This window comes from Campylobacter concisus (assembly GCF_002913745.1).
In the GTDB taxonomy this organism is placed as follows: domain Bacteria; phylum Campylobacterota; class Campylobacteria; order Campylobacterales; family Campylobacteraceae; genus Campylobacter_A; species Campylobacter_A concisus_R.
This window is the reverse complement of record NZ_PPCG01000072.1, coordinates 14,947-31,494: the sequence shown is the minus strand read 5'-3', so window position 1 is coordinate 31,494 and position 16,548 is coordinate 14,947. Positions and strand designations below refer to the sequence as shown.

Annotated in this window: 17 protein-coding genes; 10 read left to right on the top strand and 7 right to left on the bottom strand. The window is 40.3% G+C overall.

Annotated elements, in window-relative coordinates; all coding sequences use genetic code 11:
- Both CYO90_RS08745 and CYO90_RS08740 read left to right on the top strand, forming a co-directional pair.
- The coding region (locus CYO90_RS08745; RefSeq protein WP_181000242.1) for a sugar transferase at positions 1–746 on the top strand (746 nt) is incomplete at its 5' end.
- Positions 747–769: 23 nt separating this feature from the next.
- On the top strand, positions 770–1,999 hold the full coding sequence (locus CYO90_RS08740) for a Wzz/FepE/Etk N-terminal domain-containing protein (protein ID WP_103579216.1): 1,230 nt from the start codon (positions 770–772) through the stop codon (positions 1,997–1,999).
- Positions 2,000–2,014: 15 nt separating this feature from the next.
- Here CYO90_RS08740 and CYO90_RS08735 read toward each other — a convergent pair whose 3' ends face one another.
- The 4 genes from CYO90_RS08735 to CYO90_RS08720 form a co-directional block, all read right to left on the bottom strand.
- Positions 2,015–2,872 carry a cysteine ABC transporter substrate-binding protein gene (locus CYO90_RS08735; RefSeq protein WP_103579215.1) on the bottom strand — a complete coding sequence of 286 codons (858 nt, stop codon included), beginning with the start codon at positions 2,870–2,872 and terminating at the stop codon, positions 2,015–2,017.
- Between the two features lie 93 nt (positions 2,873–2,965).
- A complete protein-coding gene (locus CYO90_RS08730; RefSeq protein WP_103579214.1) occupies positions 2,966–3,703 on the bottom strand; it encodes an amino acid ABC transporter ATP-binding protein in 738 nt (245 codons plus the stop codon).
- 1 nt (position 3,704) lies between these two features.
- A complete protein-coding gene (locus CYO90_RS08725) occupies positions 3,705–4,373 on the bottom strand; it encodes an amino acid ABC transporter permease (RefSeq protein WP_103579213.1) in 669 nt (222 codons plus the stop codon).
- On the bottom strand, positions 4,360–5,013 hold the full coding sequence (locus CYO90_RS08720; RefSeq protein ID WP_103579212.1) for an amino acid ABC transporter permease: 654 nt from the start codon (positions 5,011–5,013) through the stop codon (positions 4,360–4,362). The genes CYO90_RS08725 and CYO90_RS08720 overlap by 14 nt, the downstream gene beginning before the upstream one ends.
- Before the next feature lie 109 nt (positions 5,014–5,122).
- On the opposite strand from CYO90_RS08720, the gene CYO90_RS08715 reads away from it, so the two are divergent.
- The 6 genes from CYO90_RS08715 (at position 5,123) to CYO90_RS08690 (ending at position 11,437) form a co-directional block, all read left to right on the top strand.
- Positions 5,123–5,368, top strand: a complete 246-nt coding sequence (locus tag CYO90_RS08715; protein ID WP_103579211.1) for a CBU_0592 family membrane protein — start codon at positions 5,123–5,125, stop codon at positions 5,366–5,368.
- Complete coding sequence (locus CYO90_RS08710) at positions 5,365–6,333, top strand: agmatine deiminase family protein (protein ID WP_103579210.1); 969 nt, start codon at positions 5,365–5,367, stop codon at positions 6,331–6,333. The genes CYO90_RS08715 and CYO90_RS08710 overlap by 4 nt, the downstream gene beginning before the upstream one ends.
- A 2-nt stretch (positions 6,334–6,335) precedes the next feature.
- Complete coding sequence (locus CYO90_RS08705) at positions 6,336–7,262, top strand: cation diffusion facilitator family transporter (protein WP_181000241.1); 927 nt, start codon at positions 6,336–6,338, stop codon at positions 7,260–7,262.
- Between the two features lies 1 nt (position 7,263).
- Positions 7,264–8,136: a carbon-nitrogen hydrolase gene (locus CYO90_RS08700; RefSeq protein WP_103579209.1), complete on the top strand. Its 873-nt coding sequence runs from the start codon at positions 7,264–7,266 to the stop codon at positions 8,134–8,136.
- A 204-nt stretch (positions 8,137–8,340) separates the two neighbouring features.
- Positions 8,341–9,282 carry a TAXI family TRAP transporter solute-binding subunit gene (locus CYO90_RS08695; protein WP_103579208.1) on the top strand — a complete coding sequence of 314 codons (942 nt, stop codon included), beginning with the start codon at positions 8,341–8,343 and terminating at the stop codon, positions 9,280–9,282.
- A gap of 88 nt (positions 9,283–9,370) precedes the next feature.
- Positions 9,371–11,437, top strand: coding sequence for a TRAP transporter permease (locus CYO90_RS08690; RefSeq protein ID WP_103579207.1), 2,067 nt, complete (start codon positions 9,371–9,373; stop codon positions 11,435–11,437).
- Between the two features lie 94 nt (positions 11,438–11,531).
- On the opposite strand, the gene CYO90_RS08685 is transcribed toward CYO90_RS08690, so the two are convergent.
- From CYO90_RS08685 to CYO90_RS08675, 3 genes are all read right to left on the bottom strand, one after another.
- Positions 11,532–12,017 (bottom strand): tetratricopeptide repeat protein, encoded by a 486-nt coding sequence (locus CYO90_RS08685; RefSeq protein ID WP_103579206.1) that lies wholly within the window; start codon positions 12,015–12,017, stop codon positions 11,532–11,534.
- 70 nt (positions 12,018–12,087) lie between these two features.
- The gene (locus CYO90_RS08680) at positions 12,088–12,750 is read right to left on the bottom strand and encodes a M48 family metallopeptidase (RefSeq protein ID WP_258030708.1); all 663 of its coding nucleotides are present in this window, start codon (positions 12,748–12,750) and stop codon (positions 12,088–12,090) included.
- On the bottom strand, positions 12,726–14,045 hold the full coding sequence (locus CYO90_RS08675; protein ID WP_103579204.1) for an MATE family efflux transporter: 1,320 nt from the start codon (positions 14,043–14,045) through the stop codon (positions 12,726–12,728). The genes CYO90_RS08680 and CYO90_RS08675 overlap by 25 nt, the downstream gene beginning before the upstream one ends.
- A 96-nt stretch (positions 14,046–14,141) precedes the next feature.
- Between CYO90_RS08675 and abc-f the strand changes: the two genes are divergently transcribed.
- Positions 14,142–16,073, top strand: a complete 1,932-nt coding sequence (gene abc-f / locus CYO90_RS08670) for a ribosomal protection-like ABC-F family protein (RefSeq protein WP_103579203.1) — start codon at positions 14,142–14,144, stop codon at positions 16,071–16,073.
- A gap of 1 nt (position 16,074) precedes the next feature.
- Complete coding sequence (locus tag CYO90_RS08665; protein WP_103579202.1) at positions 16,075–16,509, top strand: hypothetical protein; 435 nt, start codon at positions 16,075–16,077, stop codon at positions 16,507–16,509.
- The last annotated feature ends 39 nt before the right edge of the window (positions 16,510–16,548 follow it).

The following is a 16,548-nucleotide window of genomic DNA, read 5'->3' as shown; positions in this document are numbered from 1 at the left end:
ATATTAAAGAAAATAAAGAAATTCTATTTACACCTACACTTAGGGGTTATGATTTTACTCAAGCACATATTTACAATCTTTTTAACTCTCGCACAAATATTTTTGCAATACAAAATTCTTTGCAAAATGAATTTAATATTATATTAAAGAGAGGGCTTGATTTGTTTTTAATAGTTGCTGCTTTGCCACTATTAATGTTGATTTTTTGTGTAATTATTGTTGTAATGAAGATAAGCGAACCGAGTGGTAGGATATTTTTTTCTCATCAAAGAATGGGATTAAATGGCAAACTGTTTGGTTGTCTAAAATTTCGTTCTATGAAAGAAAATGGAGCCGAGATATTAGAAAAATATCTTGAAAATAACCCACAGGAGATAGAGTATTTTGAGAAATATCATAAATATGAAAATGACCCACGTATAACAAGATTTGGAAATTTTCTTAGAAAGACTTCTCTTGACGAGTTGCCACAACTAATAAATGTTTTAAAAGGCGATATGAGTATAGTGGGTCCTCGTCCATGTGCAGAGTATGAAAAAAAGGATATGGGGCGTTATGCTGAGCTTATTTTGGCTGTTTTACCTGGCATTACAGGTATATGGCAAGTAAGTGGCAGAAGTGATGTAGATTTTGAAACTAGGGCACAGATGGATGTATGGTATATGAAGAATTGGTGTATCTGGAATGATATTGTGATAATTATTAAGACATTTAAAGTTGTTTTATTACGCAAGGGTGCTAGTTGATTTTTATTAAAGAAAGGAAAAGAATGTTAGAACAAAATAGTAGAGTGGTTTATCAGGATGATGAGATAGACTTATTTGAACTAGGCAAAAAAGTATTGAGATATAAAAAATATATTTTTTTAACTACCGGTGCAGCTTCGTTGGCGGCCGGATTATACGCCTTTGTAGCTACGCCGCTATATAAGGCTACGGCTTTAGTTGAGGCGGGTTACTACAAGAATGATAACGGCGAAGAAATCTTAATAGCAAATACCGCCGATAATGTACAAAAATTAACGATAAAGTATATCGACCTGCTAAAAGGCGTTGAAGGCCTCGACTATAAAGTAGAAAAGATATCAGAGGCAAGAAATAATAAAAAGTTTTTTGACATAGAGGTCGTCGCAAAGAGTAACGATATAGCCGTAAAACAGATAAATAAAATGGTTGATGATTTGGCGAGCGAGCATCAAAATGCCATAAACGCATATATTGAATTAAAAAAGGTTCAGCTTGCAAATATAGAACGTCAGATAAATTTCTTAAAAAACAACGTCATAGTGGAAAAGCAACATCAGATTGAATATATAAAATCAACGCAGATACCTCGTATAGATAGGCAAATAACATATATGAAAGACGCTACTATACCTGCTGCACGGCGTGAAATATCGGCAATAGACGATATAAGTATTCCGTCGGTGCGAAAGAGTATAGAGTTAAATACGCAAAGATTAAAAAAATATGAAACAGAGTTAGAAAAAATTCGCGCCAATAAAAATGTAGGCGCGTCTGAAAATATTATACTTCGCCAAATGATGGAGCAAGGTCTTTATAATCAAATTTCGAATTTGGAGCAAAGTATAACATCTCTTGAGCAACAAAAAGAAGTATTGCTTACGCAAACTAAACCTAACGCGCAAGACAGACTAAATAAACTAACTAGCGTTGAACTAGAAAATATGCAGGCGGAAAAAGATACCATAGTTAATGATAAATTACCGTCCTTGCAAAGAGAATTGGTAAATTTACAAACCGAGGAATTAAATAAGCTTTTAGATCAAAGATCTCTCGTAGAGCTTGCATTAAAGCCCTATAATTACCAAAACACGCAGATAGTTTCCGATATAGTTATCTCAAATAAGCCTGTTAAGCCCAAAAAAACGATCATAATTGCGATCGCATTTTTGTCGAGTTTGATGCTGTCCGTATTCGGGGTTTTGGTTTACGATTCAATAAAAAATAGAATTAATAAAGATAAACGGGAGGGTTGAACACCCTCCAAATTTTTATAGCTTGCCGCCTTCGACGACAAGTGATTCTGGATTTACACTATCGCCATAGATCGGTTTTAGTGTAGCATCATAGTCTTTGTGGAAGAAATTTTCTTTTCCAAGCTCAATGATCTCATTGTTTAGCCAGTCAAGTAAAACTTTGTTACCTTTTTTAACAGCTGGTGCTATCACATCCACATCACCAAGTGCTTCAACACCTACGACAAAGCCTGGAGTCTCTTTTGCCCAGGCAAAAAGTAGGGCGTTATCATGCGCTAGTGCGGCACCTCTTTTATCAACCAAAGCTGCAAATGTTTCAGTATTTTGGTCGTATTTTGCAAGCTTAATATCTGGATAATTTTTTGTAAAAAACGCGTCTGCGGTTGTGCCCTTATTTACGATTAGGGTTTTATCTTTTAGCTCATCGATGCTCTTTATCACTGCACCTTCAGGGCTTACGATGCCAAGCGAAACCTTCATGTATGGAAGCGCAAAATCAACAACTTGTGCGCGCTCAGGTGTTTTTGTGAAATTTGCAAGCGTGATATCTACTTTATCAGCTACTAAAACTTCAACTCTACCAGCAGCCTCAACTAGCTCAAATTTTACCTTGCTCTCATCTCCAAGCAAGTCTTTTGCGATGCGTTTTGCAAAGTAGATGTCATAGCCTTGGTTTTTGCCGTCTTTATCAACGTAGCCAAATGGCGGTTTGTCACTGAAAACGCCTATCCTTACATATCCACGCTCTTTGATCTTTGCGATAGCGTCAGCTTGGTTTGAAGCGGCTGCTTTGTCCGCACCTTTGTCATCACCACAACCCGTTAGAAAGACGGTAGCGACTAATGCTAATAAGAAAAATTTAAATTTTCTCACTCTTTCTCCTTTAGAAAAATTTAGTAAATAAGAGCGGTCAAAGTCTCGCTCTAAACGCATTTTGAAAAAACGGCAAATTATCTCTTATTTTTTCTAAAATGAGAATAAATTTAGAAATTTCTTCGCTCGCTCGCTCTTTGGATTAGTAAAAAACTCCTCTGGCTCGCTGATCTCCACGATCGCTCCAGCGTCCATAAATACGATCTTATTCGCAACCGCTCTTGCAAAGCTCATCTCATGGGTGACTATTAGCATTGTCATGCCATCTTTGGCTAAATTTAGTATCACATCAAGTACTTCTCTAACGATCTCTGGATCAAGCGCAGCCGTAACCTCGTCAAATAGCATGATCTCAGGGTTTAAACAAAGGCTTCTAACGATTGCTATGCGCTGCTTTTGACCGCCGCTTAGCTCCTTTGGATAGGCGAATTTCTTATCAAGTAGCCCAACCTTGCTTAACCACATATCAGCCGTTTTTTCAGCCTCGGCCCTATCTCTTTTTTGCACCTTTAAAGGCCCAAGAAGGACGTTATCGATGACGTTCATATGATCAAACAGCTCGTAGCTTTGAAAGACCATGCCTACCTTTTGGCGGATCCTTTGCCACTCTTTAAATTTAGCATCTATCACTTCGCCGTCTATTATGATCTCGCCGCTTGCTATGCTCTCAAGGCCGTTAATGCACCTAAGAGTTGTGCTCTTGCCACATCCCGATGGTCCAAGAAGCACGACCACTTCGCCACTTTTAACCTCTAAATTTATATCCTTTAAGGCGTGAAGCTCTCCATAAAATTTATTTAAATTTTTAAGTTCTAAGATATTTTCGCTCATTTTAGCTCCATTTTTCTTCTAGTTTTTTTGATAGTTTTGAGACTGGATAGCAGATCGCAAAATATAAAAAGAATATGAGTGTATATATCCAAAATGGCGCCATAGGATTTGTAAATACATTTCGCTCGATGATCTGCTGGCCGACTTTGACCACCTCTACAACGCCGATTAGAACGACGATAGAGGTTGTTTTTATCATACGGCTTAGTAAATTTACAGCTCCAGGCACCAGCCTTCTTGTAGCAAGCGGGATGATGACGTGAGAGTAAATTTGAAATTTGCTAAGTCCAAGTGAAGCGGCTGACTCAAACTGGTGCTTTGGTATCGAGGTGATCGCTCCTCGCACGATATCCATCATCTCAAAAACGCCCCAAAGGCTAAAGACGATGAGCGAGGCGGTAAATGCCGAGATGTGGATATCAAAAGCTTTGCTAACGCCAAAGTAAAATAAAAATAACCAGACGATCTGAGGCATGATACGAACGATCTCTAGGCAAATTTTTAAAATAAGATAGATAAATTTGTTTTTCATACTCATCAAAACGCCAAGTATGAGGCCACCGACTACGGAGATGATGATCGAGATAAATGAAATTTCAGTGCTTACTACAAGACCTTCAAGTAGTCTTAGTAAATTTTGCGTGTCAAATAATATACTAACTCCTTGCATTTCTCACCCTTTTTTCGACATAGCTAAGCGCCAGCGAGACTGGCAAGATGATGACAAGATAGCTAATAACCAGCATAAAAAGCGCCTCGTCTGTCTTGTAGTAAAGTCCGATAAGGTCCTTTGCGACGTAGACTAGATCAGCAAGGGCTACGATGCTAACGATACTTGTCTCTTTTAGTAAAAATATGACGTTTGCACTGATGCTCGGCAGTGCCACGCTAAAGGCTTGTGGCAAGATGACATATCTTAGGAGCTGATTTTTACTAAGTGCGATACTAAGACCTGCTTCTATCTGTGACCTTCTAACCGCCTCAAAGCCAAGTCTAAAGCTCTCGCTCATATAGCTGCCACCAAGAAAGCTAAGCCCAGCGACCGCACAGGCAAAGCCGCTCATCGATACTCCAAGCTTTGGTAAGCCGTAGTATAAAAAGAAGAGTTGGATAAGAAGTGGTGTGTTTCTTGAAAGCTCAACGTAGGAATCAACTAGTTTTGAGAGAAATTTTAGCTTGTAAAATTTCACAGCCATGCAAAAAATGCCTATCAAAATAGAAAAGACGATCCCTAAAAAGGCAATTTCGATCGTAAGCACCCCAGCTTTTACAAAAAGGGGGTAAAATTTCTCAATAAACTCAAAATCCATAAACTTTAATCCAATCTGAAAAATGGAGTTATTTTATCCCATAATCATAAATTTAAAACTAATTAGATATGATCACGCTTTAAATTTAAGCTTACAAAAAGGATAAAATTTGATCGATCTTTTTCAGATCATCGGTTTTTTAGGGATGATTTGTATCGTGATGGGCTACTTTTTACTTCAGATCAGCCGTCTAAATAGCCGCGATCTAGCCTATCAGATAATAAATTTAGTAGGTGCGGTGCTGCTTATAATCTCGCTTTTTGTGCATTTTAACCTCGGCTCATTTTTGATAGAGGTCTTTTGGATAATCATTACGATTTATGGAATTTATAAAATTTACAAGGAGAGAGCGTGAGAGCGTATGCAGAGTGGGAGGAGCAGGAGCTTTTGTTTTTATCGCTGCCACATAGTAAGAGCGACTGGGAGCCTTATTTAGAGGAGATTTTGGCGGGCTATGAGGAGCTCGTGGCTGCTGTTACGCCCTATGAAAAGGTGGTGCTCATCTGCCCTGATGAGGCAATTTTCGCTAGGTTTAAGAAATTTAAAAATGTAGAGTTTGTTAAGCTTGATACTGACGATACTTGGGTTAGAGATTACGGTATGATCGATGTTTGCACAAAAGACGGCGTAAAAAGTTACGACTTTAAATTTAACGCTTGGGGCGGTAAATTTAAGAGCTCAAAAGATGATGCGATAAATTTAGAGCTAGCTAAAATTTACAAAACTAAGCTTGAGCCTGTTGATATGATACTAGAGGGCGGAAGTGTTGAATTTAACGGAGACGGAGTGCTTTTAACCACTTCAAAATGTCTGCTAAATGAAAATAGAAATTCCTCTCTTAGCAAAGAGCAGATCGAAGAAAAATTAAAAAATTTATTTGGCCTAAAGCGTATCATTTGGCTCGAGAATGGCTTTATAAGAGGCGATGACACAGATAGCCACATCGACACTTTAGCTCGCTTTATCACGCCTGATACTATTGCTTACGTAGCTTGCGATGACAAGAGCGATGAGCACTTTGATGAGCTAAAAAGTATGGAGGATGAGCTTAAAAAAACTGGCTTTAAGCTACTTGCTCTGCCACTTCCTAAGCCTAAATTTTATGATGGTAAAAGGCTTGGCTGCACATACGCAAATTTTATCTTTATAAATGGCGCACTAATCGTGCCAACATATAACGACGAAAACGACGAAAAGGTGCTAAATTTACTAGCTCAGGCACTGCCAGATAGAAAGATCATCGGTGTAAATTCGCTAGTTTTTGTCCGTCAAAATGGCTCGCTTCACTGCTCAAGCCAAAATAGATATAAGAGGGCTTAGTCTTGGGAAGTCCGTTTGATTATGAGTTTAACCGCATAAACAAGCAGGAGTGCACGCAGGGCGAAAACAAGGCTGTCATCGCAGCAGGAGCTTGCGCCTTTTTGCTTGCACTTGTCAAATTTGCAGCGGGGCTTTTTAGCGGTTCGGTCGCTGTGCTTGGCTCGGCGATTGATTCAATGCTTGATTTTATCGTTTCGCTTTTAAATTTATTTGCGCTTAGAAAGTCAAGAAAGCAAGCTGATGAGAAATTTAACTTTGGCTACACAAAGCTAGAGGCGTTAGCAGCGCTATTTGAGTGCGTCATCATCGTATTAGCGGCAGGCTTTATATTTTATGAGAGCGTTAAGAAATTTAGCGAGCCAAATTTAGAGATAGACCTTGGCTTAAGCCTTGGTGTGATGGTCTTTTCGGTCGTAGTGACGCTATGTTTGGTGCTATTTTTAAACCAAATTTCTAAAAAAAGTGGCAACCTTATCATAAAAGCAGACGCGCTGCACTATAAGATCGACCTTTTTAGCAACCTTGCAGTCATCATCTCGCTGCTTATCATTAAATTTAGCGGATTTATGATGATAGATGCGATCTTTGGTATCGTGATAAGTGGCTACATCGCTCAAAGCGCCATAAGCCTTGGCAAAGACGCCCTTGGTGTCTTGCTAGATCACGCAGCAAGCCCTGAGATCACAGCTGAGATCATCAAGATGATAAAGGCAAAGCAGAGAATTTCAGACTTTCACTACCTAAACACAAGACAGAGCGCAAATACTATATTTTTAACGCTGCATTTAGTTTTTGACAAAGATATCTCGCTTTACGACGCGCACGAGGTGGCCGAATCGCTTGAAGCTGAGATAAGAGAGAAATTTAAGGAATTTTCGTGGCAGATAACCACGCATTTAGACCCATACAACGACAAAGAAGGGAGATGAGATGAAAGTAGCACTACTTCAACAAGAATTTAAAGGGACAAAAGAAGCGACCATTGCAAGGACGCTTGAGCTAATAGCTGAGGCAAAAAAAGGTGGCGCTGATCTCATGGTCTGCCAAGAGCTACACCAGACGCAATACTTTTGCCAAAGCGAGGATACAAATTTCTTTGATCACGCAAACGACTGGCAAGAGGATGTCGCTTTTTGGGGCAGGGTGGCTAAGGAAAACGGCGTAGTTTTGGTCACTTCACTCTTTGAAAAGAGGGCTGATGGGCTTTATCACAACACCGCTTTTGTCTTCGAGCGTGACGGCAGCGTAGCTGGCAAATACAGAAAAATGCACATCCCTGATGACCCTGGATTTTACGAGAAATTTTACTTCACGCCTGGTGATATTGGCTTTGAGCCTATTGAAACCAGTCTTGGCAAGCTTGGCGTTTTGGTGTGTTGGGATCAGTGGTATCCAGAAGCTGCAAGACTCATGGCACTAAAAGGGGCGAAAATTCTCATCTATCCAACGGCTATTGGTTGGTTTGAGGGCGATAGCGAGGATGAAAAGTCAAGGCAGCTTGAAGCGTGGGTGGCAGTGCAAAGAGGTCACAGCGTGGCAAATGGCCTGCCAGTGGTCGCAGTAAATCGTGTGGGCTTTGAAAAAGATGATAGTGGCGTGATGGATGGGATCAAATTTTGGGGAAATAGCTTTGTTTACGGGCCACAAGGCGAGCAGCTTTTCCGTGCAGATAGCCATAGCGAGCTATGCAAGATCGTTGAGATAGACATGAAAAGAAGTGAAGAAGTGCGCAGAATTTGGCCATTTTTACGTGACCGTAGGATCGATGCCTACGCAAATATCACAAAGAGATTTATTGACTAAATTCAGAGCTAGAATTTCTAGCTCTTAAAATTTAGATTGCTCGTAAAAGAAATATAAATTTATTCTTAAGAAAATATTTTTTTAAGTCTTGATTGTGTAGAATGGTTGCAACTTTACAAAAATGGCATAAAAATATCATATCAAAAAGATACAAAGCTAAATTTATAGAATAAAATAGCCTTAAATTTTTTGAAAGGATTTTAGATGAAAACTACTTCTTTGGCACTTGCTGGATTGCTTTTAGCAACAACACTTTCAGCAAAAGAATTTATCAGTATCGGCACTGGTGGCATGACAGGCACTTACTATCCGATAGGTGGAGCGATCTGCCGTTTAGCAAATAAAAACACAGACGTAAAATGCTCTGTTCAATCAACTGGCGGCTCAGTTTATAACGTAAATAACGTCCTTAAAAAAGAGCTTACATTTGGCTTTGTCCAAAGCGACGTCGTCTATGATAAATTTAATGGCACTGGTAAATTTGACGGAGCAAAAGATGAAAATTTACGCTCAGTAGTGGCTATCTATCCAGAGCTTCTTGCATTTGTTGTAGCAAAAGATAGTGGCCTAACAAGTGATATCCAGTCTTTTGCAGGCAAAAAATACAACGTAGGCAACCCAGGTAGCGGCAACGAAGTGAGCACGCTTGAAGTCTTTAAAGCAAAGGGCTTTGACGTTTCAAAACTAGGATACCGCGGCGTTTTAACAGTTGGCGAATGCCCACATGCACTAAAAGACAAAAAGATAGACGGATATAGCTTTGTCGTCGGCCACCCAACCGCAAACATCACTGACGCTGCGACATCTTTGCCTATCGATATCCTAAACATCGAAGGCAGCGAGATCGATAATCTTCTTAAAGAAAAACCATACTTTGCAAAAGGTGTGATCCCAAAAGGCTCTTATGATGGCGTCGATCACGATGTAAATACTATTGGCGTAAAGGCTGTTTTGGTAACTAATAAAGATACAAAAGATGAGGCTGTAAAAGCTGTGATAAAAGCTATTTTAGACAACTTTGATGAGTACAAAACTCTTCACCCAGCGCTAAAATCAGTAAATAAAGAAGATCTCGTCCAAGGTCTTTCAGCTCCACTTCACCCAGCTGCAGAGGCTGCGTTTAAAGAGGCAGGTATCTTAAAATAACTCAAATTTCCAGGGGCTTTTGCCTCTGGATAAAATTTAAATATACAAATTCTTTTAAATTTATATATTTAAATTTTAAAGGAGAGAGATGAACGAAGTCAAAGACAACGAAGAACAATTTGTCGAGGTAAAAACAAGGGAGATAAATAGCAATTTTTACAACTATTTTATTGCGATTGTATGCTTTTCTTGGTCAGTTTTTCAGCTTTATATAGCTTATTTTCCGCTAAATACTAACATTTCACGCTCTATTCACCTAGCTTTTGCGGTTGGACTTGTATTTTTGCTATATCCAGTCACTTTTCATAAAAAGGCTCACTCAAGCGTGCCATTTTATGATATTTTTCTCTGCGTAGTTGGCGTAGCAGCGGTGCTCTATCCGGCAGTTTATTTTTACGAGCTTGCCGATAGGACGGGGGACTATATCAAGCAAGATGTGATCATCTCATTTGTCGCTATCTTTATCTTGCTTGAGGGCGGCAGACGCGTGATGGGGCCAGCTCTTGGTATCATCTGCGCTATATTTTTGATATATGATCACTTTGGCCCTTATATGCCAGACATCATCGCTCACCAGGGCGCTAGCTTAGAAAAGATCGCAGGACATATGTTTTTAACGACAGAGGGCGTCTTTGGCGTGCCTATCGGCGTTAGCGTTAGTTTTATCTATCTTTTCGTTCTTTTTGGCTCATTGTTAGAGCGAGCAGGCGCTGGACAATACTTCATAAATTTAGCCTTCTCGCTTCTTGGTAAATATAGAGGCGGCCCGGCCAAAGCCTCAGTCATCGCAAGCGGCCTAACGGGCATGGTTTCAGGTAGCTCAACAGCAAACGTCGTAACTGTTGGTACATTTACCATACCGCTTATGAAAAAAGCTGGCATTTCACGCACAAAAGCTGGTGCTATCGAGGTTGCGGCTGGTGTAAATGGACAGCTCATGCCACCTATCATGGGTGCGGCTGCTTTTATCATCGCTGAGTTTTTAGGCATGACATATACAAATGTCATGATGGCAGCGGTTATCCCAGCGTTTGCGTGCTATTTGTCGCTATTTTTCATCGTGCATTTAGAGAGCGTTAAGCTTGGGTTAAAAGGCATAGACCAGAGCGAATTTCACTCAAGATTTAAAATTTTTGTTAGTGGCCTTCACTATATAACGCCTATTTTGATCTTGCTTTATACATTGCTAATCGCAAAAGAGTCGGCTATCTCAGCAGCTTTTAATGCGATCGGATTTTTATTTTTGATAATGATATTTCAAGAGCCAACTAAAAAGCTTGCTTCAGGCGAAAAAGTAGGCATAAACGACGTGCTTTTAGGCTTTGAGGATATATTTTGGGCGATGGTTACGGCTGCAAAGAGTATGACTACAATAGCCATCGCAACTGCGCTTGCAGGCATCATCGTGGGCTCTATCTCGCTAACTGGCCTTGGTCAAGTACTTTCTGATCTAGTCGAGCTTTTAGCAGGCGATAACATCATGATGATCCTAGTTTTAACAGCTCTTATGTCGCTCATTCTTGGCATGGGTCTTCCAACGACAGCAAACTACATCGTCGTCTCAAGCCTTGTTGCGCCAGTTATCTTGTTTTTGGCGCATAAAAATGGCTTTTTGATCCCTGCCATCGCTGTGCATCTTTTTGTATTTTACTTTGGAATTTTAGCTGATGACACGCCACCAGTTGGCATCGCAGCCTACGCGGCAGCTGGCATCGCTAAAGCAAATCCAATAACCGTTGGCGTTCAAGGATTTTTTTACGATCTAAGAACGGCGATCTTACCATTTGCCTTTTTCTTTAACAACAAACTTATGCTAATTGATAGCATAAACACGAGCGATCCGCTTGATTCAAAAGGGATAGTCTGGATGAGCAACCCGCTTGAAATTTTACTTGTTTTTGGCATGGCGATCGTGGGTATGTTTGCCTTTTCAAGCTTACTTCAAGGATACTACGTCACAAAGCTTAGGATTTGGGAGAGGGCGCTACTTATCCCAGTCGTGCCTCTAGCTCTTGTGCCAAACATCTGCGTGAAATTTGGCCTAATGCCAAACGAATACACAGCCTACATCGTAGCAGCAGCTCTTTATGGTTTTGTCTTTATGACCCAGTGGGGCATAAAAGATAAACCGCTTGATCAAATAAGAGTGATTTAACATTAGGCAAGAGCTCTCTTGCCTAAACTTTTAAATTTATTTATTTCTAGTGATTTTGTAAAAAGTGAGAATTTAGGCTTTTAAAGCCTAAAGATCAAAGTTGTTTTGAGCGTTTTAGATCGCCTGCAAACTCGCAAGCGAGCTTATCGCCTAGCTTGCAGCCTTTTTCTAAAACTGAGTAGGCCTCTTTAAATTTATGATCATCTATTAGTATTGATCCCATCATCGCGCAAGAGTAGCCGTCGTTTTGCTCGCATGCTTTGTTGAAAAGCTCTCTTGCTTTTTGCGGATCGCTATTTAGATAAATTCCACCAGCTGCCGTGCAACCCTCTTTTTCGCCGCCTTGGCAAGCTTTGTTATAAAGCTCTAGCGCTTTGGCAATATCTGGCACGTCAGTTTTGCCAAGCTGATATATAGCGCCTGCTTTTTGGCATGATCTTGCGTCGTTTGCTGCGCAACCCGCTTCAAATTTAGACAAAGCCTCAGTGAAATTTGAGTCAGCATAAGCTTTCAAGCCATCTTCAAAGTCGCCCGCTAGAGCGCAAGCTGCAAGAAGCGAGATAAAAATCATTTTTTTCATTAAATTTTCCTTTTGTAAAGTAATATGCAATTTTATCATATTAAATTTAGACTTACTTGATGAGGGGTGGTTATGCTCTTAAAATTTTCTCTTGCTCTTTGTAATCAGGCATGATGGCCTCTATAAATTTATAAAAGCTGCTTTGGTGGTGCGGGTAGAGTAGGTGGGTGAGCTCGTGAAGTACGACGTAGCGCACGGCTGATATGGGCTTTTCGATGAGCCTTAGGCTTAAATTTATATAGCCTTTTTTGTGGTTGCAGCTACCCCAGCGAGTTTTGCTATTTCGTATGACGATACGGCTGATTGGCTTATTAATATATGGCTCAAAATGGCTTACAAGCTCCAAAAATATCTCTTTTGCCCTTGTTTTTATAAAGCGCTCAAGTACCTTTAAATTTGGCGTTATGATAAATTTATCTTCAAAAAATGGCACATTTGCGCTCTCATCAAATTTGATCTTATAAATTTGCCCAAGAAATTTCATCTCATCATCTTTTGGTAAATTTAAAAGAGCTTTTTTGTAAGCATTTTCAAGCCAAATTCTGTGCGTCTCAAGAAAACCAAGAGCCATCTTTTGCGTGCTGTAAAATGGCATAGAAAGCGTGATCTTAGCATCCTTGCCAACTCTTAATCGCATAGATTTCACATTTGTTTTAAAATTTACTAAAACGCTTAAGCCATAAAAGTCTAAATTTAGGCTCTTTTGCCTCAAACTAGGCGTTTTTCTTGCCACTTTTTGCTTCTCCAGCGCCATGTATTTGCAAGGCCTCTTAGCCACTCATCAGCGCAAAATCCTATCCAAACGCCAACGATGCCCCAGCCAAGGTGTATGCCTAAGAAATATCCAAGCGGCAGCGAAAGCCCCCACATAAAGATAAGCCCAGTTGCTAGTGGAAATTTCGCGTCGCCACTTGCACGAAGGGCATTTACGATGACGATGTTAAAGGTTCTGCCAGCTTCTAGCACGATCGAGAGTGTAAAGAGCGGTAGCATTATCTTGCGCAAGCCCTCATCTAAATTTAGTGCGTCCATGATCTTATACTTTAAGGCGTAGGCGATCAAAACGACGACGAGCGTTATAAAAATGCCAAGCCACAAGGCTTTAAAAGTCCTCGTATAGGCCTCGTTAAACTCGCTTGCCCCAACCAAGTGTCCCACGATGACCTCGTTTGCCACGCTGATACTCGCTCCACAAAGCAAGATGAGAAGCGTGATCTGAAAGTAGATAGTCTGCACGCTAAGAGTTGCCTCGCCCATGCTCGCGATAAAGCCAAATGCGACCATGTATTGCGCCATCCAGAGTAAATTTTCGCCAGCACTTGGCAAGCCAACTGAGAGTATTTTCTTTAAAATTCCAAACGGCACGACAAGTAGTTTGCTAAGATAAATTTTAACTTTTGCCACGCGTATGAGCATGTAAAGTAGGACAAAAACGCCTATTAGTCTGCCCACAAATGTCGAGATAGCGACACCTTGCAAGCCTAAATTTGGCAGATCAAACCAGCCAAAAAGAGCGATGGCGTTGCCAAAGATGGTGATGATGTTCATCAAAACCGAAGTTAGCATCACAGCAGTTGCTAGATTATAGACGCGAAGCACCGCAGCTAGCACCATGCCGATGCCATCAAATAGCAATGCAAAACCTAGGATGTGAAGGTATGAGAAGCTATCGTTTATGAGATCGTTTGGTACATTTAGTAAATTTAAGATGTTGTAGCCAAAGACGTAGATGATGATGGCTGAGAAGATACCAAAGACCGTATTTGACGTGATGCTTGCGTGTATGACGCTTGAAGCTAGCTCGTTTTGCTTTGCTCCAAGTGCTTGTGCGACGACGACTGAGCAGCCCATGCTTAAGAAGTTAAAAATGGTCATAAAAAGATCCATCACTTGATTGCCAGCACCCATGGCGCCAACTAGATGCACACTCACTTTTGTCACCATGTAGGTGTTTATGATGAGCGTTATAAAGTGCAAAAACATATCTAAAAATATAGGGACGACCAGTTTTTTCATAGAAAGATTCATAAATTTCTCCCTTTTTCAATTTTGGGGCGATTATAGCCAAATTAGGTTTTATCTCCCTTTTGATATAATCCAAAAAATTTAAAATTTGAGAGAAAAATGGCATTAATTGACCTGATAGACGTAAGTAAAAAATTTGGCGCAAATGAAATTTTAAACAGCGTAAGCCTTAGCGTAAATGAAAATGAAAAGATAGCGATCATCGGCAAAAACGGCAGCGGCAAGAGCACGCTTATGAAGATCATCTCTGGCGAGGTGGCAGCAGATAGTGGCAGGCGCATAGTGCAGAGCTTAATAAGCGTCGAGATGCTAGCGCAAAATCCAAATTTTAACGCCACATTTAGTGTAAGAGATGCGCTAAATAACGAGCTAAAAGAGATATTTGACGCGATAAGCGAGTATGAAAAAAGTGGCGTCTTGCTAGCAAACGAGCCTGAAAACAAAGAAATTTTAAAAGAGCAAGAGAGGCTTTTAAAATTTATAGAGGCAAAAGACGGCTGGAATATCGAGCATAAGATCGAGCGAATTTTGCAAGAATTTAAGCTAAAAGAGTATGAAAACAGACCCATTTGCTCGCTAAGTGGTGGCGAGATCAGGCGCGTGGCACTGGGCGCTCTCATCCTTAAAAAGCCAGATGTTCTGCTGCTTGACGAGCCTACAAACCACCTTGATGTCTATATGGTCAAATTTCTTGAAGATATGCTTAAAAGCTCAAATCAAAGCATAGTTTTTATAAGCCACGATAGATATTTTATCGATGCGCTGGCAACTAGGTGCGTTGAGGTCGAGGATGCAAGCTTAAAAAATTTCGAGGGCGGATATGCAAACTATCTAACCAAAAAAGAGGAAATTTTAGCAAGCCTTGCAAAGTCGCATGAGACGCTACTAAAACAGCTAAAGGCTGAAGAGGAGTGGCTAAGGCGCGGCGTAAAAGCTAGGCTAAAGCGAAATGAGGGCAGAAAAGAGCGAGTGCTAGCCATGCGCGAGGAGGCTAAGAAAAATCCAGGTGTGATAAGGCGCGTGAGGCTTGAGCTGGAGCGTGCTAGTAAAAATTTCAACCAAACGCAGAGCCAAAACCGCAAGAAAATGCTCTTTGAGTTTAAAAATTTAAGCAAAAGTATAGACGGCAAGGTGCTTTTTGAAAAATTTGACGCAAGAATCTTGCAGGGCGAGAGGATCGCCATAGTCGGACGAAATGGCAGTGGCAAAAGCACGCTGCTTAAAATTTTGCTAGGGCTTGAAAAGCCAAGTAGCGGCGAGATAAAAAGAGGCGAGGTGAGCATCGGCTACTTTGATCAAGCTAGAAATGTCCTTGATGATGACAAGAGCCTTATAGAGACATTTTGTCCAAATGGCGGCGATCACGTGCTAGTTCGTGGGCGAAATATGCACGTCTATGGCTATCTTAAAAATTTCCTCTTTCCAAAGGAATTTTTAGATAAAAAGATAGGCGTTTTAAGTGGCGGCGAGAAAAACCGCGTGGCACTTGCGATGCTTTTTACCAAAACTTACGATGTGCTGGTGCTTGACGAGCCGACAAACGACCTTGATATCGCAACTATCAACATCCTAGAAGACTACTTGCAAAGCTTTGAAGGGGCTATCTTGCTAGTTAGCCACGATAGATATTTTGTCGATAAGATGGCAAATAAGCTTTGGGCGTTTGAGGGGACAAAGATAAATGTCTTGCACGAAGAGTATAGCGTCTATTTGGAGCTTGAAGATGAGATGAAAGAGCTTGACAAGTTTGAAAAAGAGCTCTCAAATAGTCAAAATGAAGCTAAGCAAAAGAGTAAAACTAGCGCAAAGCTAAGCTATAAACAAACACAAATTTTAAACACATATCCAGATAAAATTTCAGCCCTTGAAGCAAGGGTAGCCGAGCTAAACGAGGGGCTTAGTGATCCTAAAATTTATCAAGAAGTAGGACTTACCAAGCTTTATGAAGAGCTTGAAAAGGCAAAAGCCGAGCTTGAAAGCCTAGAAAATGAGTATTTTGAAGTGCTTGAGATCGCCGAGGAGCTAGAGTAGCTTGAAAAAGATCGGTAGGATAAGCGCGCTAAATACGAGAGTTGTTAAACAAAATTCTGTTGTAAGCCTTAGCATTATCGTTGATGAGATGAGGTTTAGTGAGACATTTTCGCCTAAAATATATAAATATGAAGTAGGCGATCTAGTCCGGATAAAATATAAAAAGGTTGGATTTTTAAATAAGATAGAGAGCATTAGGCTCATCGCAAAAAACAGCAAAGAGTCAGGGCTTTCTGCAAGGATCGAAAATTTATTTTATTTGCTTGTTGCCTTGTATCTTTGTTTTCTTGCTTTGGGAGTTATCTATTATGGGATCACGTTGGAATTTAGCATTTATAGGCTTTTTGTTATGTTAGCAGCCACTTGTTTTCTGTTTTTGATGGGTAAATCTGCATATCTTAGGTTTTTGATTTTTAGATATTTTATATTTGGATAGAACTTTGAAATTTAAATGTATGAAAGGTTTTTGCGCCAT